This window comes from Clostridium sp. 29_15 (genome assembly GCF_001916075.1).
Classification (GTDB): domain Bacteria; phylum Bacillota; class Clostridia; order Clostridiales; family Clostridiaceae; genus Clostridium; species Clostridium lentum.
Window position 1 is genome coordinate 15,833 of the sequence record NZ_MNRT01000022.1, and the last position, 21,834, is coordinate 37,666.

Here is a 21,834-nt window from a genome sequence, read left to right on the forward strand (position 1 = left end):
TTTTATATATATTCTTTAGAAAACAAAACTCTATTTAAATATTGAAAAGAAGCTTCCTTTCCACGGAAGCTTCTTTTCAATAAATATTATGCTAACAGTTCTTCTTTTCCTTTATAAATATTTACAAATTCAGATACTCCTTCTAATACCAGTTCTAAACCTAATATCACTACATGTTCTGCTATCTTAGAAAATGGATCAAATATTAATATACTAGATAAAACAAATTCAATTATAGCTTTACTCATTGGAAAAATAAACTTTTCTTTCCTAGTAAAATAGTATAATCCTTCGTTTAAATAATTAGTTGCCTTATTTAAGCCTTCTAATCCCCAAAATACACCAACAATAAATAATGCATCACTTTGTCTTATAATTATTCCTATACCTATAGCAATAATAACTATTGCCCTTTCAATTTTTTTTCCTTCTAAAGTGGCATAATCCTTTGATCTTATACCTTCTATGAGCATTATTATTCCTTTTATCAATAATATAGCTCCACAAAGGCTTGGAATCCATTTATAAATTTGCTGATGATTAACAATACATATAACTCCATTTAATATAATTAATATTGCTGATATGTATGCCCCAATTCCTCTTTTCATAGCTCTCACCTTTCCTTCTTCTTTTATCATTTAATATTTGCTATATATAATTCAATTATTTTATTAGAGAAAATCCTCTTTCATTATCTCCTGAAATATCAAGTTCATTAAATAGGCTCACTATTATCCCTTCATATTCTGCCGCACTTTTAGACTTTCTTATACGCTTAGCATACTTTTCACTGTCTTCAAAGCTATGAATCATATAAAACCAAAACTCTTTCATTTTATATAAAGCATTTTTATCACCAGAAAGAACTTCTTTGTATCTAGCATATATTTCATCATGAAAAGCTCTTAGAGTATCCTTATGTACTATAGATTTTTCTTTTATTTCTCCTATAAGTCCTGGATTAGCCATAAGTCCTCTTCCTAGCATAACTGTATCAATACTTGGACATTCAGACTTAAATTTCTTAAAATCTTCCACTGAAAAAATATCACCATTATAAACTAAAGGGTTCTTGCTTAATTTTATTGCATCCTTAAAAACCTCCATATTAGGAGTATTTTTATAAAAGTCTTGTCTTATTCTTGGATGAATTATTAGCTCTTCTAACGGATACTTATTAAATATTTTAATAAGCTCATAAAATTCATTTGGTGAATCTTTACCTATTCTTGTTTTTAAAGATATTTTACAATTTGTTTTTGAAAATATCTCTTCTAAAAACATATCTAATTCTTCTCTTTTAGCTAAAAATCCTGAGCCCTTAAACTTAGAAACCACAGTTCCTGATGGACATCCTAAGTTTAAATTTATTTCATCATAACCAAATTCATTTAACTTTTCTGTTGTGCTTAAAAAATAATCTGCATTATTAGTAAGTATTTGAGGAATTACCTTAATATTTTTATTGTGTTCAGGCTTAATATCATTTAATTCTTTTGAGGTAAAACAATAATTCATTGTTGGTACTATAAACGGTGTAAAATATTTATCTATTTCTTCGCCAAAAAACTTATTATATGTATTTCTATATATGTATCCTGTAACACCTTCTAGTGGTGCAAAATAAAATTTCATCCTATTAACTCCTCATTTTAAGCATTCTAATAACTTTTTTGTTTCATTATAGGTTATTGAATAAACAAAATTTGTAAAAATAAAGTTATCCCTTATGTGATATAATAATTTCACAAAAAACATAAATACATCACATAAGGAATGACTAGAATATGATTATACCATTAAATATTAAAATCAAAAATACTTATTATAAAATTTTTAAAGCTGTTAATATTACATTTGCAAGATTAAATTCAAACACTGAAAATACTAATAGTGCCATCTTTATAAAAAGTATTCAATTTTATCGTAGTAAAATATATTTTTCCATTTCCTTGATATATTTTCCTAAATCTTTAGGATTATGAGCATCAGAAGCTGTACAAATTTCTACTCCTTCCTTTCTCATAGCCTCTAGCATATCATAGTTCATACCTAAGGGCATATTTCCATAATTAATAGAAAGTCCACTACTTTCTTCTATATACATATTATTAGCCTTAATCTGCTTTGCTAATTCTACATACATTGGATAAAAACCACCTGGTGGAAAAGCACCAAAACATTGCAATGCATTTGGATGGGCCAATCCATCAAATAATTTAGATTTCGCTAAATCTATAAATAACTGGAAATAGCGTTTATATATCTTATTCATATCGTAATCTTCACATTTCCACTTCTGCATCTTATGACCAAACGCCCATCCATCAATAAAATGAACTGCACCAACCATAAAATCTAATGGCAGTTTTTCCTTCCATACTTTTATTTGTTCTTCATGTTCTGGTGAATAACATACTTCAAGTCCAAATTTCATTTTTATTGGAAACTTATATTTTTTCATCTCTTCCACAAATTTAATATATTCATTAATATTACGTGCTTTTTTCACTTTATTTCCATACCAATTATTTTGATATGCATTATAATTCTTCATTTCATCATATAAAAAATAAAATTCCTTAAAAACGAAAGTATGCTCTAAAAAATATACCTCTTTGATTTTTCTTTCAATGGCCTTGTTAACAAATTGATCTAACCATTCCTTTGTATATGGCCCATTTTCTAAATGTACATGCACATCGATCATCTTTTTCTCCCCTTTAAAATTATTAAGCCTACACTAAATTGTATAATTTTTAATATTTTTTATTACTTTACTTATTACTTCAGAATTAAATCTAATTATTATTATATTACTTACTCTTTTTTATAAATATTTATTAATTAAAATGCTCCTTATATTATAAGTTCAAATACTATTATATGCTCTCATATCTTCAAAAATGAATCCAATATTAATATAATATTTTTACTATTATCATAATAAAAAACATCTACCTAATTTAGATAAATGTTTTTATTGATTGACTAGTATTTAAGATATGTTGTATTATCTGGTACTCCTGACACTGATACACTATCACCTTCATTAAGAGAATTGATAATTTCCATATCTTCATTAGAAATTTCAAAGTCAAATATATTTAAATTTTCTTTTATTCTTTCCTTATTTGATGATTTTGGTATAGGAATAACTCCTCTTTGTACATGCCATCTTAAAATTATTTGGGCTATTGTTTTCTTATATTTCTCTGACAGACCTATAATTAACTCATTGGAAAATACTCTTCCTCTCATTATAGGACTCCAAGCTACTAATTGTATATTATTATTTTGACAATACTGAAGCATTCCTTCTTTATTACTTAATGGATGTATTTCTATCTGATTTACCATTGGCATTATTTGTGCAGTTTTCTTAAGCTCCTCTAAATGACCTATTTTAAAATTACAAACACCAATTGCTTTAACTTTTCCGCACTTATAAAGATATTCTAAAGCTCTCCATGTTTCTGCATTTAATTCATTAGGCCAATGTATAAGATATAAATCTAAATACTCCACTTGTAACTTCTTTAATGATTCATTACAAGCTTTTATAGTGTTTTCATATCCATGGTCATAATTCCAAATTTTTGTTACAATGAATATTTCCTCTCTATCAATTCCACTATTTTTTATTCCTTTGCCAATGCCAATTTCATTGCCATAAAATGAAGCTGTATCAATTTGCCTATATCCTACTTTTAAAGCATAACTAACTATTTCTGCTGTTTCATCCTCATTGCCTGACTTATATGTTCCAAATCCAATGGCTGGCATTTTAATATTATTGCTTAATTCTTTTATTTTTTTATTCATCATAATAACCCCTTACTTTTTATAATATTCGTAATTTTACTCTCCAAACCCTTCATATTCATAATAAATACTTTGATTTTTTTCAGTGCTTCTATTTAAAATAAAATCAGGTAAAGTATCATTAAAAATAAAATCATTAAGTATTAATGCATTTTCATATCTATCCATTCTTAAAGCCATATTTCCATTAACTTCTTCATCAACACAAAGTTCTTGCACTGGTATACTTAATTGTTCTGTTTCTAAGTTTGAAAACTTTGAAATAGTATACGCCATATTCAGACCATCCATAATCCCTATATTAGTTCTAAGATAATCTAACATCTTATTTGCTATAGAAAAATACTTAATAACATCAGTTTTTTGTAATTTTTCTACCACTTTAAAAAGTACTTCCCTCTGTCTTTCAGTTCTTTCATAATCATCGCCAACACCTTTTCTTATTCTTGCATAAGATAAAGCCTGTTTACCATTTAAAATTTGTAAACCTGTTTTTTCCACTGGGCAATCGCCTCCCCCAGTAGCTTGACCTATATATTTATTTAATTCATGTAATTGATATTCCTTCACATCAATTTCTACTCCGCCTATTTGATCAATTATAGCTTCAAAACCAGCAAAATTTATCATTATATATTTCTCTATATTTACATCAAAATTATACTTTATAGTCTCCATCACAAGTTCAGGTCCCCCTAAACTAAAGGCTAAATTCATCTTTTCTTCTCCATAACCAGGAATGTAAACTAATGTATCCCTGTATAGAGATGTTAATTTTACTTTCTCCTTATTACTATCTAAAGTAGCAATAATCATAGAATCTGATCTTTGATATTTTTCATCAAAATCAATTCCATCAACACCTACTAATAATACATTAGTAATTCCCTCAACTTCTGTATACTCAATAGTTTCTTCTTTTGTTTTAACAGGTGCTTGTAAATGTTCTGATGTTAACGGCTCTGTTTTCTTATATATATTAGCTCTAATATACATATATCCCGCTCCAAGGACTACCAAACAAATTATAATTACTGAAAAAACAGCTATAAGAATCTGTTTGTATTTATTTTTACATTTTTTATTATTTTTCATAATGTACCTCTAATATTTTAATACTTTTATTTTACTTTATCTAACCTTTTATCATTAATTAAGTAACTTTGCATAAAATAATAACATAAAACAACTTCTTATTCAATTTTAGCCTAAAATCTTTGTAGATAAATAATTTTTTTAATTAAAGCACATACTAAAAAAAATAGTTATGGAGGTTTTATAATGTTTAAAAATAAATTATTAATAAGTGAAGATAAGAAAGATATAGTGGAAGTAATATCAACTAATGGCTGTGAAATATGTTGTGATAATAAACCTATGAAGGAATTAATAGCTAATTCTACAAATGCAGCACAAGAAAAACACGTTCCACAATTTCAGATTAATGGAAATATTGTAAAAGTAGATGTAGGTAGCGTTAAACATCCTATGGAAGAAGCTCATATGATAGGTTGGGTTTATATAGTTACTAATCAAGGTGCTCAACGTAAATTTTTAAAAGCTAATACTGATCCTGTTATTGAATTTGCTTTATGTCCTGATGAAAAATTACAAGAAGTTTATGCTTACTGTAATCTTCATGGACTATGGATGACTAAAGCTCAATAAAATTATATTTAATTAGTAAAAAAGCAGATGAAGAAATTTCTTCATCTGCTATATCTATAGTTTTCTATTTTAAAAATAACTTCTCCTTTATTTTTAAATTTTTAACTAAAGCTAATAACGCCATTGATCCTACTACTAACATCCCCATTACAGATCTATCTCCTGTGTTAGGATTTGTACTTGGTTTTGTAATATTTTCACCTGGTTTATTTGTGTCTTCGCTTGGGCTTATTTACATCTTCACCTGGTTTGTTTGTATTTCCACCTGTAATACTTCCATCTGGGTTTATAATACTTCCATCTTTGTTTGCAACGCTTCCATTGGGATTTACAACACTTCCACTTCCTGGAGTTACATCATCCCCATTTGGTAATACTACCATACTTCCTTCTGGCACATTAACAGTTCCATCTGGATTTACCATTGGTACACCACCATTACCATTTGGTGTAATAACAGTTCCCCCTGGAACTATTATTGACTGTTCATTACCTCTATCATAAATTATAGTTCCGTCTGGTAGCTCTACACGTCCTCCAGTTGGTACTGTTACATTTCCAAATTGATCAACATGTGGAGCTTGTCCATTTGCTCCTGGTCTAACAAATACATCATCTGCAGTTCCTAATTGACCATCTTGTCCAGCAATTCTAGCTGATCCATCTGTTTCTATAGATACTTGACTATGTACTATAGTACTCTTTTCTTGAATTAATAAAGTTTCATCATTAACATCTGCAAAAGATGTTGTTAATCCTATATTACTTATTGTTATTGCACCTGTTAATACTAAAACACTTGTCTTTTTTTCATGTTTCCCTCCATTTTTCTACAATATTCGACTTATCTTTTTAAATTTTAGTAATAAATTATAATTTTTTCAATATTAATTTTATAACTATTTCTCTTACTTTTTTGACATTATATATAAATATAAATTATATTAAAAATTAAATTTTATTATTATAAATCTATAAATATGTAAAAAAGAAGTAATAGCTACAGGCATTTCCCCCTAACTATTACTTCTCTATTCACATAATTTTTCATTTACATTAATTATTCATTTTACATTTTTAATTCTTACAAACTCTCTAAGTTTATTCCTCAATTCATCATTAACTAAGTTTATCATTTTCTAATCTATTTCTTCTATAAGACAATGATGTTCTTTCTCTTTGGAATCATAACAAATAGCCACAGCTAATATTTTTTTACCCATATTTTCTCTTTTAAACTTTTCAACATATTCTTTACTTCTTATTTGTTTTAATGCAATCTCTGGTTTTTCGTCTTTTTTTAGTTCCACAATAAAAGCCGTATCATTTTTCCTTCTTGGATGAAAAGTAAAATCTGCATACCCTTTTCCAGTCTTTTCTTCTCTTTCTACTCTATAATTATCTCTAGCTGAAAGATATGCTAGTGTAAGTACACAAGAAAGGCTATTTTCATCATTATATTGCAAAATTGGAATTTCAGAATTATGAATATCATGAAGTATTTCTTCTATTATCTTCACATCTTTATTAACAGTTGCTTTTAACATACTTTTTGAATTTTCTATTATCTTAGAAACATATCCAAAAGATTCATCTTCTAATGCTTTCTCGAACTCTAACATAAGCTCCTTATTAGGTATCTTTAAATATCCATCATAATAAGATAAAAACCCTAACACTATCATAGCTGAATAAATTTCTTTTTTAGTTTTAGGTGTCCCTTGCCCTGCTCTAAACTCTTCTTTTATTATTACATCTATTTCTTCACTTGCAACCATTTCAATAACTTCATCTCTAATTTCTAAAATATTATATTTCAAATATTCACTTACTTCATCCATTGCTCCTGTATTAGTCCAATAGCTTTCACAATAATTATTTTGTAGTGCTTTAACAACTGATCTTGGATTATAAACTCTTATTCCAGTAGCAGTAAAATATCCATTATACCAACTCTCTAGATCTTTAAAGTTCATCTTACCATTTCTATTACAAAGCTCTATAACTTCCTCTTCTACAAAACCAAAATACTCTCCAAATTTTCTATCTTTTAAAAATGTATACTCATCAAACATATTTAGTGCACTACCACTAGAATATTTTTTAATAGGTAACACCCCTGTCATATAGCAAAGAGCTACATATGGTTGATCTTTTAAAAGATTTCTTAAGAACTCTAAAAAATCATTTTGATTTTCTTCAAATAAATTATTATTAAAAATATAATCCCATTCATCAAAGATAAAAACAAATTTTTCTTTTGTATCATAAAGCATATCGCTTATTGTAAAATACTTTTCTGGTTTTATATAAGGATACATTTCTACAATATCATTTACCAAGGTAGTTTTTATCATTTTAATGTAATCATCATATGTATTTCCTCTATCTGATATGCTATTGAATGATATATTTATCACATTATATTTATTTAAATTTTCTTCATAACTTTTGCATACATTTATCTTTAATTTATCAAAAATTGCTTTAGATTCTACAGCCTTAGAATAGTATGCTCCCAGCATATCTGCAATACTTGATTTACCAAATCTCCTTGGTCTTGTAATACATATATACTTGCTCTTAGTAGATATTTTTTCATTCAGCATTTTAATTATCATTGATTTATCTACAAAATATTCTTCATTAACAAGTTCTTTATAGTTTTCAAATTGTTTATTTGTATTTAAATATCTCAAGAATTAACCATCACTTCCTTAATTATATTTTCCACTATTTAATTACAACAATTATAACATAAGCCAATAATACTTTTAATATTATTGGCTCAATTTTAGCTTTATAATCCCTTCTTAGAATATATAACAATCCCACGTGCAAATTCCTAGTTGTCACATTACATTTGCTTCCTAAATACAAACATACCCTGTCCGCCATCACCAATAAAATCTTCTGGCATATCTAATCCTGGATTCTTTTCATTTAAAAATTCTACTATATGAAATCCACATTTATTTACATAAAAATGAATGTTTCTTTTCTCAAAATATGGGGTGCAAGTTTCCCATACCTTTGTTTCAGGATGCAATCTTTCAATTTCATCCCACATTGCCTTACCAATACCTTTACTACTAGTGCCACACTTAACATAAAGAAAATCAAGATGATTGTGCTGAGTTTTTTCATCAATTACCACAACAGCACCTCCAACCATTTCACCATCAACAACTGCTTTATATGCAACTGAGTTCTTTTGATTTAAAGAATTGTCAATATCTTTTTCAGGAAGAATAATATCCTCAGTCTTACCAAAAACATCTTCAAACCCTTTTTGGAATGCTTCTTGCATGTCTGCTTTATACTGATTTAAGTCTTCATCAATAATAGTAACAAGCGAAAAATTCATTCTAACACCTCCACAAATAGAATTTATCACTGAAATTCCTTAATATACTTAATATTTTTTATAATAATATCTGATTTCCACCAATTTTTGCTTATAGCCCACTCTTCAAGATAATTATTCCAATCCCATGTAACATTCCAAGAACCATCATTATTTTGAATATTTAAAATAAATTGACATTCAAAATCACATATATCCTTGTTTTCTAAATAAAAATCACTTGACTTACTGTCTATGAACAATGACGGCTTGCATATATAATCATTACTCCATCTTTTAGTGTCATATGTTATAACTTGTTTAATTTGTTTTTGTAATAATTTATTAAATTCTTCCATATCTATCAAATTGGATATAGAGCATTCTTTCATATAATCATATAATTCTATAAAACAAGCGCTTTCATGCATAGACTCTAAAGGGAAACTCTTTTTAAAATAATCATAGGCTTCTTTTGATAACTCACAGGCTAACTTATATATAGCAGTATGTTTTTCTGCATATTTCAATATAAAACCTATCAGACTCGCTGTAGGATTATATTTCAATTCTTGCTTTTGGCTATAAGACCACTAGGGGGCATGAGGATAATTATCATTTGTTACTACTGTATTTAAACCATTCCATCTATGACCATCAAATTCATCATTAGATGATAAAGAATCTATAATCCCTTTTATTATTGGATGGTTTTTATCATCTAAATTAATTTCTTTTATGATTCTAGTTGCTGCCCAGGTTTGCAATGGTGTTGAATTAATATTCCAACAATCAGGTTCAAGTGCATTTGCAAATCCACCATCAGTATTTTGATAAGTTTTTAAAATATTAATAACATCTTCCTTACTTCCATTTTCGAATAAGTAGTTCCATCTTGCCATATCAAGAGGTCTTGCATTCTTTAATATAAATTTTTTTGCACGTGCATAATAATCCATCACTTTCCTCCTATAAAATCAGTAGTTCCTATTTACCTTTCACTTTAAGTTTATTATAGCATAATTTGTAAATATAACCTTACTTATGATACGTTATTTTTAGATAAAAAAATAGCCTTAGGCAAGTTATATCAATGCCCAAAGCTATAAACCTCACTTATTTATGGTACGGTTCACTTGTCCTCATTCAAAATTTACAATTTCACAAAAAAGAAGTAACAATTAAAGATACCAATCTCCAACTATTACTTCTTTTTTATTAACTTTTCCTGCTTCAATTATTTTTAGCTTTGTTTTAAAATAATGTGGAAATAAGTATAACATAAAGGGATGTCCAATAGACGTCCATTTAAATCGCAATATTTTAATATTGCGAACTAAATGATCTTTGAAAATTGAATAATACGGTATTAAAAAATGTGCTATAATTTATTTATAATAATATTAAACTTGATTTATATAAATTAAATTTTAGGTGGTGAATATAGTGAATATTAGAGAAGCAAATGCTGAAGATATTGAACCAATTGCAAGTTTATATGTTATGAATTGGAAAAAAACATATGTAGGTTTGTTACCAGATAACTTTTTGAATGGATTGACTGTTAATGAAGGAATAAAGAAATGGCAAGAATATCTTAATAAAGAAAAACATAGGATCTTTGTTGCGTATGAAAACGAAAAAATTTTAGGTTTTTCTGCATGTAAGGAAGATGAAGAATTAAAGAATTGCTTATATTTAGATTCACTGCATGTTTCTGAAACTTCAAGAGGAAAAGGTGTTGGAACAAAACTTATCAATACAGTAGGAAGCTATGCTTATATTAAAGCTTATGAACATATGAGTATTTGTATTGTAAAAGGAAATGATAATGCAAAGAGAATTTATGAAAAAATGGGTGCAAAACATTACAAAGATTTTATAGACTACTTTGGAGATACAGAATCCAATTCAGAAAAACTCATTTGGAATAATTTAAATTATTTTAAATAAATTCTAGGTAGTTTATTATAAAATTTAATATATTAAGAAAATAAAATTAATGAAAATACCGTATTATTAAATAAAAAATATGCGGTATTTTTTTAGTTCGCAATTCATTTAGATTGTTCATCAATCATTATATTAATTGCACATTAAAAAACAGTAAAATAAAACATATCTTACCTTATATATATATATTTGTCTTCTGATTTTAAAATCCTTTATTAAAGATATAGAATATGTTGAATTAGCATGAATAAAGAATTTTTTAGGCTTATTTCTTTCCATTTCTGTTTTAAATAATTGCCTCCACTTATACCAGAATAAGTAGTTAGTTAGGTATTTTGTTGAGACTCCATTAAACTTGTTTATCCATCTTTTTAAACTACTATGAAAGGCATTAACTCTTTGAATATTGTAAATATCCATAGTTTTTCTTCCATCTCTAATTTGATGTAATTCAAAATTATGTTGAGCTGCAAAGGAGATATAGCTCCTATGATTATCAGTACATAATATAGAATTCTCTTCAACAACATTTAATAGAGCCCTATTTATATCGGTATATTTAGGTCTACCATCATATATTAATCCAGTGTATAAATTACCTAATCTATCTACACCACATAACACACAGGCAAATTCCTTGGATATACCTCTTGTATTTATTTCTTTTCCACGCTTCCTTGCTTCCCTTGCATTGTAAAATTTTAATGCCATTTTTCCATGGTATTTTCCGTATTTAGATATTTTGTAATGATTACAATAAGGGCAACACTTCCCCTTATTAAATCTACTTTCAGCTATTTCTTCATCTTTCCAAACTTTGAAAGACTTTTATCCTTAATTATCAATTTTCAATTAATTAAGCATATTCATTTTTAATTTTTCATTCTTAATTATACAGTTTTCTAAACTTATGAGTTTATTCCTCAATTCATCATTTATCACTAATATTTCATCATTATCTTAAGCTGCTTTTTCTTCACTTTCCACAACTGTGTCACTTACCCTCTTCTTAATAAAGACAACAAGTCCAATATTAAATATCACTGTTACAATAAGAATTATTCCAAGTGGTATTCCCATATCAATAACTTGTCCGTATAATAATTGCCCCGGCGCAACGCTTATCGTTGCCACTGCCACTGAAAATGCTGATACACGTCCAAGCATATTTGATGGAACTTGTTTTTGTATAAATGTTAATGTAAGTACATTTGATAATGATAAAGATAACATAATTAATAATCCACCAAAGGCAAAAATTGTTGCCATTGCATAATTATTTATCTTTATAAATCCTAAAATAGACATTAGTGTAACACCAGCTATCATAGGATAATATGTATAATGTACCTTTTTCATTGAGAACATCTTTGGCTTTATACTTATCCAGAATCCTCCTAATATCATACCTAGTACACATACACCTTCAACAATTCCATAAATCTCTGATGGAAGTGCAAGTAATACATTAATAAAATATGGTGCAACTATTGATAAAATAGGTACTAAGAATATATTACAAAATGCATATGAAGCTATAATTGCAAGAACAACTTTCTTTTCCTTTTTTAAATATACAAAGCTATCCTTCATATCTCCAAATGATTTCTTTATAAAGTCCATTGATACTAGTTTTTCTGTACTTTCATCATTCTTAGCCACATCTGGAATATCTAAAAACATTTCCATAATTGCTGATAATAAGAAACTTACAGCATTTATTATTACAATAACTTTTATTCCAAGTAATCCATAAAGTATTCCAGCTAAAATAGGTCCTACCACATTTACTATTGATCCTACTTGATTTATTATTCCATTGGCAGAAGTTAAATTTTCTTCATCTACTATTTGAGGTATGGAAGATGTTACTGCTGGTCCATATAATGTGTAACATATTGATAATATAAACATCACTGTACCAACTATAAGTGCACTATCATTTCCTCTTAATAATATAAATGCATATATTCCAATAAGTGCTGCACAAAAGAAATCTAAATATACCATTATTTTTTTCCTATTTACACTATCAGAAAGCTTTCCTGAAATAGGTGCAAAAATTATATAAGGTATTGTTGATATTGCTAATATCTGTGAAAATACAGCTGTACTTCCTGTAAACTCTAATAAGTATAATGACATACTAAATCTTTGTATGGCATTTCCAAAGAGAGAAATTATCTGCCCTATTACTATTATTAAAAAGTTTTTATTTCTCATTAAGCCTCCCTAAAAAGATCGTATTCCATACATATTGGATACTTGCCATCTTCACTTATTGTAAGATTAGCTTCTATTCCGTATATTTTCTTTAAATTTTCTTTAGTAATTACATCTAATGGTTTTCCTTCACAAATAACTTTTCCCTTTTTAAATCCAATAATGTTATCTGCAAATCTACATGCATTATTAAGCTCATGAAGAACTATAACCACTGTAATATTCTTTTCTTTATTTAGCTTTTCAAGAACTTCTAATACTTCAAGCTGATAAGACATATCTAAATAAGTTGTAGGTTCATCTAGCATTATTATTTCTGTTTCTTGAGCTAAAGTCATTGCTATCCAAGCTCTTTGTCTTTGGCCACCAGATAAATTTTCAACTTCTCTATCTCCAAATTCACTTAGTCCTGTTTCTTTTATTGCCCAGTCAATAACTTCTTTATCATGACTATTTAAGCCACCAATAAGCTTTTGATGTGGAAATCTACCAAAGGCCACAAGTTCTCTTACTGTAAGTCCACTTGGGCATACTGGCCCTTGAGGAAGAAATGCCACTTCCTTTGCTATATTCTTTTCATTTATCTTTTTAATATCTTTTTTATTTATAAAAATTTCTCCAGCCTTAGGTTTATTAATTCTAGCTAATGTTTTTAAAAATGTTGATTTACCACATCCATTAGCTCCAATTATTATACTTATTTTCCCCTTAGGTATGGATAAACTTAAATCTTCAATTATTGTGTTATTTTCATATGCTACACTTAAGTTTTTTACACTGATAGCTTCCATAATTATTTCTCCTTCATCATTAAATAAATAAAATATGGTACTCCAAATATTGATACTGTTATTCCCACTGGAATTTCAATTGGAGAAAATAAATTTCTCGAAACTGCATCTGCAATAAGTACTATTACTATACTTATCATTGCTGATACTGATATAAACTTTTTATGATAAGGTCCCACTAATTTCTTTGCAATATGTGGTGCTATAAGTCCTAAAAATCCAATATTTCCTGCAAAAGCTGTGGCAGTTCCTGCTAAAACAACTGCTAAGCTTAAGAATTTTTTTCTTTCTTTTTCTATATTTAATCCCAGTGATATGGCAAGTTCATCTGAAAGATTTAAAACATCTAATTTTTTATGGTTTAATAAAACCAATATAAACATTACAGCTACTATTGGAACAATCACTTTTACATAGCTCCATCCTGATCCCCAAAGACTTCCTGATGTCCATATTAATACTCTGTTATAATCTCCTACTCCACCTCTAAATGTAAAGAAAGTTATAAAAGCATTAAGTGCTGCATTTAATCCAATTCCTATAAGTAATAACCTTTTAGGTCTTATTCCTTCATGAGTTGTTGACATCATATAAATTATAATAGCTGTAACTGATGCACCGACTATGGCCATAAATGGCAGTACAAATATTGAAAGTTGTCCTAATTCACTATAATAAGCTCCTGTAGAATATGTAATGAATAATACTGCTGCCACTGCTGCACCAGCGTTTATACCTATTATTCCTGTATCAGCTAAATCATTTTTAGTGATGGTTTGAAGTATTGCTCCTGCTGTTGATAATGCAATGGCAACAAATGCTCCCACTAAAAGCCTTGGTAATCTTATACTTAATATTGCTGTATTTTGAAGTTTACTTCCATTTCCAAGTAAAGTATTTATAACTTCTAAAGGTGTAACCTTATATGTACCCCAACATAGGGACACTCCAAAGGAGATTATTAATAAAGCCATTAAAATCACTAACACTATTTTAAATTTATTTTTCTTCATTATCCTCTCTCCTTTCTAGCCACTGAAATAAAGAATGGTATTCCTATAATTGCTGTAAATACTCCAATAGGAGTTTCATATGGATTAAATAACATTCTTGCTGCAATATCAGCATAAGTTAAAAGCACTGCTCCAAGTAAAAATGAACAAGGAATATTTTTTCTATAATCTTCACCTAAAATCTTTCTTACTACTTGAGGGATAATAAGCCCTACAAATGCTATGTTCTTTCCTACTGCAACAGCTGCTGCAATCATAGGTATCATAACCATAAGTGTAATAAATCTTATTTTTTCTGGACTTTCACCAAGACCAATGGCCACATCATCTCCAAGATTTAAAATATTTATCTTTGGTGATAATATCATTGTAATTATAAGACCTATAATTCCTACAATAAATACAAGTTTAAAATCTGCCCAAGTTGCATTTCTAAATCCTCCTGAAACCCAGAAACCTATCATTTGAGATTGATTTGTTAAAAGTCCTATTACTGTTGTTAAGGATACGAAGAATGTACTCATGGCTGTTCCTGCTAAAAGGATTTTTGCAATGGAATTATTATTTGCTTTTTTAGATATAAAGCCTAAAACTATAAGACCAGTTATAAGTGCTCCTATAAATGAAGCAATCATTACATTTTTTGTTGTTATTCCTATTCCTGCTGCATAAAAAATAGCTATTACTAAAGTTGCCCCTTGACTTACACCAAGTATAGATGGTTCTGCTATAGGGTTTCTTGTAACACCTTGAATCATTGCACCTGTTACTCCTAGTATTCCTCCTGTCATTAAAACAGAAAGTGCTCTTGGAATACGAACATCTCTAACAAGCATTAGTTCTAAAGTTTCACTATAATTAAAAATACTGTTAAAAATGTCTGAAAAAGCAATATGGACGGATCCTAACCTTACGGCTAGAACCAGTCCTCCTACTAAAAGTAATAAACTTACAATCAAAAATATTAATAATGGTTTATTGCTTTGTTTCATTTAACATGTCACCTATTTCATCTACTAAGACTTCTCTTCCTATTGAACTATATCCTTGATTAAAGTAAGGTGATGAAGGTAATACTACCACATGGCCTGCTTTAACCGCCGGTAAGTTATTCCATATAGCATTTGATTGAAGTTCTGCTAAATCTTCATCTGTTGCTATTAAGAATATATAATCAGTGTTTATTGCTGCTAATCCTTCGTATGTAACAACTGGAAGGCTTATATCAGTTTGTTCTGGCATTCCTGATGGTTTAGCTAATCCCATATCGTTATATAATACATCTCCAAATCCTGCACCATCAAACACAAAGAATTGTCCACCACTTGCTAAGAATGAAAGATATGTTGTATCTTCACCATATTCAGCTTTAATTTTATCTCCTGTTTCTTTAGCTTTTGCTTCATAATTGCTTAACCAAGTTTCAGCTACTTCTTCTCTATCAAATACTTTTGCTAAGTTTCTAACATCATCTTTCCAATTTAAAGCTTCTAATTGAATCATTACTGTTGGAGCAATTTCACTTAATTGATCATACATTTTTTCTTGAACTGTTGATATAACGATTAAATCTGGATTTAAATTCATTACAGCTTCTACATCCATAGTATCTTGCATACTATATCCTAAAATTTCAGCACCTTTTAATCTTTCTTCTAAATATGAAGGAAATTTAGTATAATCATAAGCATCACTATTGGCTGTACCTACAACATCATATCCTAAAATTGATAAAATATCACTATTTCCACTTAAATCAACTATTCTCTTAGGATTTGATGGTATTTCAACTTCCCCTCTTACATCTGTAACTACCATTGTATCTTCTTTAGCAACATTTTCTGCAACATTTCCAGTTTTACCACATCCCATAAGCATTACACTTGTCACACAAGCCAATGCTAATGTTTTTAATAAACTTCTTTTCATCTTTGCATACCTCCACACTTCATTTGTTTTCTGCATTTTGCTATGTTCAAATTGTATATGAGAATGATTATCATTTCAAGTTATACACCTAATTTGATAATTTTATCATCTATTTAAACAATATTTTTGTTATAATAAATATTACTTTAAATTTATTATTACCAAAACTAAAGAAAAGAAATGATTATATCTAAAGAAAGTGAGATTAATTAATGATTGCTAAAAGTACAAAAGAATTTCAAAATAATGTTTTAAAAAAAATGACATTTACAGCTTATCCTAAAGATAATTACATACTATACACCAATGAAAATAAAAAAAATCTTGGCTATTTTATTAAATATACAAGAGAAGGATATTATGATTTTGGAATTGGTGATTATACTATTCCAAATGATTTTTCTATTTCATTTGAACATAATGAAGAACTTATAAAATTTGGTACTGTTTATAGTGGAGAAACTCAATTTGAGATTGAAAATAACCCTATTTCCTCATTTACACCATCTTCTTTTTTTGTTAATGAAAAAGGGTCAAAAGGAAAGCAATCCTGGAAAAAAGGTCAACACTTTCACGGTGCAGAAATAACTATCTATAAAAAGTATTTTGATGAAATTATTTTAAAAAATTTTCCAAACAGTTTAGATTTTCATGCTTTCATTACTAATTTTACTTATAATTATCTGCCCATTGAAGTAACTGCCATTATTCAAACTTTAATAAGTCGTGGTGAAAAAGGTCAACTTTCATCTTTATATTTAGAAAGTAAAATTTTAGAATGTATTGCTTTAATTAATTTAGAAATTCAATCATCTCCAGAAAATGTTTTTACTAACCAATTAAATTATGGACATGTAACAATTGGAAAAAATCGCACTGTAACTTTAACAGCTTCTGATGTAAATGCTATTCAAAAAGCTCATGATATTTTAACCAATGAGTTTTGTAATCCACCAACTATCAGTGCATTAAGTAAAACTATTTTTTTAAATGAGCAAAAATTAAAAGCAGGTTTTTCATCTAGATATCATATGTCTATCAGCCAATATACAACATCACTTAAAATGGCTTTAGCAGAAAATTTACTCTCTACCACTGAGTTAAGCATTGATGAAATTGCAAAAAAAGTTGGCTATAACCATAGTGGTAATTTTATAAAAATGTTTAAAAAACTTCACGGAAAAACTCCATTATCTTTTAGAAAGTTAAAAAATTAATTTTTTCCATCGACAAAAATTTACATTTTTTCTTTTTTTTATTTGTTATAATTATGCTTATAATTTTTAACATTTATTTTGGAGAAACATATGAAAAAATTTAAAGTATTTATTTTTTTACTAATATTCATAAGCAATTCCTTTGTTCTTAAAACAAATTCTATTTTTGCTTTAAGCACAGAAGAAAATGTATTAAACATTCTTTTTATCAGTTCATTTGATCCTAGTTTTATAAGTATTGAAGACCAATTTAACGGAATAAAAAAAGGATTAACTGCAGACTCTAATGTAATAATTCAATATATGAATTCAAAAACTTTTGATAGTATTGAAAACGAAGAAAAATTCTATAATTTACTTAAATATTCATTAGAAAACTATACTGAAATTGATGCTGTAATCGCTGGTGATGATGATGCAACAGAATTTTGTATTAAATATAGAGATGATTTATTTAAAAATATTCCCATTTCATTCTTAGGTGTACAAGATTTTCAAAGATTAAATCGAGCTTTAGAATGTGATTTTTTTTCAGGAGTATATGAAGTTGAATCTATTAAAGATAATATTGAATTAATTAAAACTTTTCATCCTAATGTAGATACTATAACATTTATTGATACATATGGTGACTCAACTTATGAAGAAATTCTTAAAGATTATCCTGATATTAATTTTAAATGGATTTTAACAAAAGATAAAACTTTATCAGAAGTATTATTTACATTATCTAATCTTTCTGATAATAATGCTATAATACAACTTTACATAAGTAAATTTAAAGATCTTGATGCTTTTGATAAGAATTCACTTAACAAATTAATTGCTGCAAATTGTGCATCTACTCCAATTTACTCCACTTTAAATTATGATGTAGGTTATGGAAGTATTGGTGGAAAGGTAATAAATCATTTTATACAAGGAAAAAAAGCTGGCTCCATAGCATTGAATCTTTTAAATGGATATGATGCTAAGGATTTATTAATTGATGATGATACAGCAAATGAATATTATTTTGATTATAAAGCTTTAAAAAAATTTAATATAAATATTTCTAATCTACCTAAAGATTCTGTTATACTAAATCATCCAATTAATATAATAAAAGAATATAAAAATATATTTATTGCTTCATTGATATTACTGCTTGCACTTTTAAGTATGATATGCGCTTTAATTTTGTATATTATTTACAAAAAACAGTATGAAAAAGCAATTATAAATGCTATGCATAAGGCTGAAGAAGCAAACAAAATAAAAACTCATTTTATATCTAACATTAGCCATGAACTTAAAACTCCAATTAATGTAATTATGTCTGCTATACAATTAATAAATTATAATAATATAGAGTATAATTCTTATTCTAACAATACTTTAACTATTATTGATAATAATTGTAAAAGATTATTAAGATTAATAAATAATCTAATTGATGTACAAAAACATGAGTTAGATGATACTAAACTAAATTTATCTTCTGTTAATATAGTAAATCTAATAGAAGAATTAGTTGGTTCTGTAATTCCTTATGCAAACTCTAAAAATTTAAATTTAATTTTTGATACTAATAAAGAAGATATAATCTTGAAACTCGACTCAGATAAAATTGAAAGAATCATATTAAATTTATTATCAAATGCTATTAAATTTTCTAAACCTTATGGTGAAATAAGAATAAATTTAATTTTTAAAGATTACTTATATATATCAGTGGAAGATGATGGTATAGGAATTGCTAAAGAAGATTTAAATAGAATTTTTGATAAATTCACCCAGCTTGATACTAGCTTTTCTCGAAAAAATGAAGGTAGTGGTATTGGATTATCTATTGTAAAATCATTTGTATTATTACATAATGGAAAAATTTCTGTTAAATCAGAGCTTAATAAGGGAACTAGCTTTTTAATAAAATTACCTTTAACAGAAACTTCCAATATAGAAACTGAATATACTTCATATGATAACCTTAGTGAAAATGTAAAAATTGAACTATCAGACATTTATATATAAGTAAAAAGCAGTCTAATTAACAGTATATATTAATTAGCCTGCTTTTTACTTATTATAAATTATTTATACAATCCATATTTTTTATTCTATTTAATTACAAAATTATTTTTAGGAAATACTATCATCACTATAGTTCCTTTTTACTACATCTTCTATACTAACTTCTTTTATAATATAATCCTTACCAACTTCATTACTTCTAGAGTAATATAAAACTTGTTCCACATAATTATCTATTTTATCAATTTGAATATCTATCTTCTTGGTAACATCATTATTATTATTTTCTATTAAAAGTTTGCTAGATGCTATTGGAGTTTTTATTTCATGTACCCATGTTTCAATATACTCCCTATACTCTTCTTGTATTTCTCGATAATGTTTAACATTTTCGTGCATATCTCTGCTTAATGCTTTTATTATCTTATTTATTTATTCTGCTATTAAAAAATCACTTGCTTTCATTCAATTATATACCCAAGTCCTCTTCTAGTTTCAATGACATTTTGAATACCTAATCCATCTAACTTTTTACGCAATCTTGTTACAGTATTTGTAACTTTTATACCCACTATCGAATGTACAAAAGCCAAAACAACTGGAATACTAAAGTAAACTAAAGTTTGCATAAATATCGTCTTATTGATACTTTTCTTACTTACCCCTAACCTTCTTAGTAACTATATCTTCTATCATTAAAATCATCTATAAGCTTCATTAATTCATCTTGTGATTTATCTTTATCTAATTTAAAGTTAACATTCACCCTACTTAAAATTACTTCTGCTTTATCACAAAAATCATCATTTATTACTATTGTACAAGGTTAAAATATTTTTCATATTTATCTCCTCTTTTCATATTCTTTATAATAAAAAAATAACTAATGAAATATATTTCTATATTACATTAGTTATTATATCTTTATCTTATCTTTACATCATAGGGATTTATCTTTCATTAACATTACAAAAATGTAATTTAACATCTCTATATTATTTCAATGAACTTTTATGTATATTTTATAAAAACTCATACTAGTTTAATCTATTCTTTAAAATTAACTACTGTCAATAACTTACTTTCATCTAAAGCTGAAATTACTTCTACTGAAATTTTTCCTTCTTTATATTTACAAAGACTAAATCTAGGATATTCTTCAAATCTTACAATACCATTATTCTCATCATAACCTACAAAACTCAAGCTTCCTGCTGTAAAATAAGGCTTGTCTGCAAAAACACCCTTAAAGGGATGATGAGTATGGCCTGTAAAAATTCCAATAATATCACTACTATTTATAACTTCCTCAAAACTATCATCAAAATCTATTGATGGAGTAGTGAATTGGTCTTTTAAAAGGTGGTGATGAAGCATTAATATGGTATCTTTTTTACAATCAGTTTTTAATTGTTTATTTATCCATTCATATTGTTCTTTTGAAATAAATCCATCACTATTTTTATAGTTGGAATTATCAAAACTTATTATCCTTAAGTCACCTATTTCTTTAACAACATTATAGGATTTATTAGATTCCTTATTAAACCAACCCTTATAAAAAGCTTCTTTATTATCATGGTTTCCTAATGTAACTACATATGGAATACCTTTAAACAACCTATCTAATTCATATTTTAAAACTTTATAGTCTTCAGCGCTCCCTGACTCTACTAAGTCACCAGTAATAATAATAAAATCTATAGTTTTTAAATCTACTTTCTTTAGACAACTTTTAATTTGTTCTACAGGGTTTGTCATATTATTAAAAATAGAATTATATCCTTTTTCAGCTTTATGATATTTTCTTAAAAAGTGAATATCTGATAAGTGTAAAAACCTCATACTTATTC

Annotated in this window: 21 protein-coding genes and 2 pseudogenes; 4 read left to right on the plus strand and 19 right to left on the minus strand. The window is 27.2% G+C overall.

Annotation, left to right across the window (positions count from 1 at the left end):
* Positions 1-86: 86 nt before the first annotated feature.
* The 5 genes from BHW04_RS03995 to BHW04_RS04015 form a co-directional block, all read right to left on the minus strand.
* On the minus strand, positions 87-611 hold the full coding sequence (locus BHW04_RS03995) for a DUF308 domain-containing protein (RefSeq protein WP_302698960.1): 525 nt from the start codon (positions 609-611) through the stop codon (positions 87-89).
* A gap of 55 nt (positions 612-666) precedes the next feature.
* On the minus strand, positions 667-1,638 hold the full coding sequence (locus tag BHW04_RS04000) for a tRNA dihydrouridine synthase (protein ID WP_302652710.1): 972 nt from the start codon (positions 1,636-1,638) through the stop codon (positions 667-669).
* A 286-nt stretch (positions 1,639-1,924) separates the two neighbouring features.
* Entirely contained in the window at positions 1,925-2,713 is a 789-nt protein-coding gene (locus BHW04_RS04005; protein ID WP_022212454.1) for a PHP domain-containing protein, read from the minus strand.
* A 281-nt stretch (positions 2,714-2,994) separates the two neighbouring features.
* Complete coding sequence (locus BHW04_RS04010) at positions 2,995-3,828, minus strand: aldo/keto reductase (protein ID WP_302698963.1); 834 nt, start codon at positions 3,826-3,828, stop codon at positions 2,995-2,997.
* Between the two features lie 36 nt (positions 3,829-3,864).
* Complete coding sequence (locus BHW04_RS04015; protein WP_302698965.1) at positions 3,865-4,923, minus strand: LCP family protein; 1,059 nt, start codon at positions 4,921-4,923, stop codon at positions 3,865-3,867.
* Between the two features lie 186 nt (positions 4,924-5,109).
* Between BHW04_RS04015 and BHW04_RS04020 the strand changes: the two genes are divergently transcribed.
* Positions 5,110-5,496 carry a desulfoferrodoxin family protein gene (locus tag BHW04_RS04020; RefSeq protein ID WP_302698967.1) on the plus strand — a complete coding sequence of 129 codons (387 nt, stop codon included), beginning with the start codon at positions 5,110-5,112 and terminating at the stop codon, positions 5,494-5,496.
* 206 nt (positions 5,497-5,702) lie between these two features.
* On the opposite strand, the gene BHW04_RS04025 is transcribed toward BHW04_RS04020, so the two are convergent.
* The 5 genes from BHW04_RS04025 to BHW04_RS04045 form a co-directional block, all read right to left on the minus strand.
* Positions 5,703-5,921, minus strand: coding sequence for a hypothetical protein (locus BHW04_RS04025; RefSeq protein WP_302652705.1), 219 nt, complete (start codon positions 5,919-5,921; stop codon positions 5,703-5,705).
* A gap of 714 nt (positions 5,922-6,635) precedes the next feature.
* Entirely contained in the window at positions 6,636-8,195 is a 1,560-nt protein-coding gene (locus BHW04_RS04030) for an AAA family ATPase (protein ID WP_302698969.1), read from the minus strand.
* A 158-nt stretch (positions 8,196-8,353) separates the two neighbouring features.
* Entirely contained in the window at positions 8,354-8,863 is a 510-nt protein-coding gene (locus BHW04_RS04035; RefSeq protein ID WP_302638566.1) for a GNAT family N-acetyltransferase, read from the minus strand.
* 26 nt (positions 8,864-8,889) lie between these two features.
* Positions 8,890-9,372, minus strand: a complete 483-nt coding sequence (locus BHW04_RS04040) for a hypothetical protein (protein WP_302698971.1) — start codon at positions 9,370-9,372, stop codon at positions 8,890-8,892.
* Positions 9,373-9,435: 63 nt separating this feature from the next.
* On the minus strand, positions 9,436-9,801 hold the full coding sequence (locus BHW04_RS04045; protein ID WP_302698972.1) for a hypothetical protein: 366 nt from the start codon (positions 9,799-9,801) through the stop codon (positions 9,436-9,438).
* A gap of 487 nt (positions 9,802-10,288) precedes the next feature.
* Between BHW04_RS04045 and BHW04_RS04050 the strand changes: the two genes are divergently transcribed.
* Positions 10,289-10,795 carry a GNAT family N-acetyltransferase gene (locus BHW04_RS04050; RefSeq protein WP_302698974.1) on the plus strand — a complete coding sequence of 169 codons (507 nt, stop codon included), beginning with the start codon at positions 10,289-10,291 and terminating at the stop codon, positions 10,793-10,795.
* 132 nt (positions 10,796-10,927) lie between these two features.
* Here the strand turns inward: BHW04_RS04050 and BHW04_RS04055 are convergent.
* The 6 genes and pseudogenes from BHW04_RS04055 to BHW04_RS04080 form a co-directional block, all read right to left on the minus strand.
* Positions 10,928-11,602 (minus strand): annotated as a pseudogene (locus BHW04_RS04055) (IS1595 family transposase); the annotation flags it as partial.
* 153 nt (positions 11,603-11,755) lie between these two features.
* A complete protein-coding gene (locus BHW04_RS04060) occupies positions 11,756-13,018 on the minus strand; it encodes an MFS transporter (protein ID WP_022212948.1) in 1,263 nt (420 codons plus the stop codon).
* A complete protein-coding gene (locus BHW04_RS04065) occupies positions 13,018-13,809 on the minus strand; it encodes an ABC transporter ATP-binding protein (RefSeq protein ID WP_302698976.1) in 792 nt (263 codons plus the stop codon). Before BHW04_RS04065 ends, BHW04_RS04060 begins: the two co-directional genes overlap by 1 nt.
* 2 nt (positions 13,810-13,811) lie before the next feature.
* The gene (locus BHW04_RS04070; protein ID WP_022168572.1) at positions 13,812-14,822 is read right to left on the minus strand and encodes a FecCD family ABC transporter permease; all 1,011 of its coding nucleotides are present in this window, start codon (positions 14,820-14,822) and stop codon (positions 13,812-13,814) included.
* Positions 14,822-15,814, minus strand: a complete 993-nt coding sequence (locus BHW04_RS04075; protein WP_302698978.1) for a FecCD family ABC transporter permease — start codon at positions 15,812-15,814, stop codon at positions 14,822-14,824. Before BHW04_RS04075 ends, BHW04_RS04070 begins: the two co-directional genes overlap by 1 nt.
* The gene (locus tag BHW04_RS04080; protein ID WP_302698980.1) at positions 15,798-16,751 is read right to left on the minus strand and encodes an iron-hydroxamate ABC transporter substrate-binding protein; all 954 of its coding nucleotides are present in this window, start codon (positions 16,749-16,751) and stop codon (positions 15,798-15,800) included. Before BHW04_RS04080 ends, BHW04_RS04075 begins: the two co-directional genes overlap by 17 nt.
* Before the next feature lie 212 nt (positions 16,752-16,963).
* On the opposite strand from BHW04_RS04080, the gene BHW04_RS04085 reads away from it, so the two are divergent.
* On the plus strand, positions 16,964-17,968 hold the full coding sequence (locus BHW04_RS04085; protein WP_302698982.1) for a helix-turn-helix domain-containing protein: 1,005 nt from the start codon (positions 16,964-16,966) through the stop codon (positions 17,966-17,968).
* Between the two features lie 90 nt (positions 17,969-18,058).
* Positions 18,059-19,981, plus strand: coding sequence for a sensor histidine kinase (locus BHW04_RS04090; RefSeq protein WP_302698984.1), 1,923 nt, complete (start codon positions 18,059-18,061; stop codon positions 19,979-19,981).
* A 123-nt stretch (positions 19,982-20,104) separates the two neighbouring features.
* On the opposite strand, the pseudogene BHW04_RS04095 reads toward BHW04_RS04090, so the two are convergent.
* The 3 genes and pseudogenes from BHW04_RS04095 to BHW04_RS04105 form a co-directional block, all read right to left on the minus strand.
* A pseudogene (locus BHW04_RS04095) lies at positions 20,105-20,413 on the minus strand (sensor histidine kinase); the annotation flags it as partial.
* A gap of 29 nt (positions 20,414-20,442) precedes the next feature.
* Positions 20,443-20,610: a hypothetical protein gene (locus BHW04_RS04100; protein ID WP_302632219.1), complete on the minus strand. Its 168-nt coding sequence runs from the start codon at positions 20,608-20,610 to the stop codon at positions 20,443-20,445.
* Between the two features lie 418 nt (positions 20,611-21,028).
* On the minus strand, positions 21,029-21,826 hold the full coding sequence (locus BHW04_RS04105) for a metallophosphoesterase family protein (protein WP_022212941.1): 798 nt from the start codon (positions 21,824-21,826) through the stop codon (positions 21,029-21,031).
* Positions 21,827-21,834: the final 8 nt, after the last annotated feature.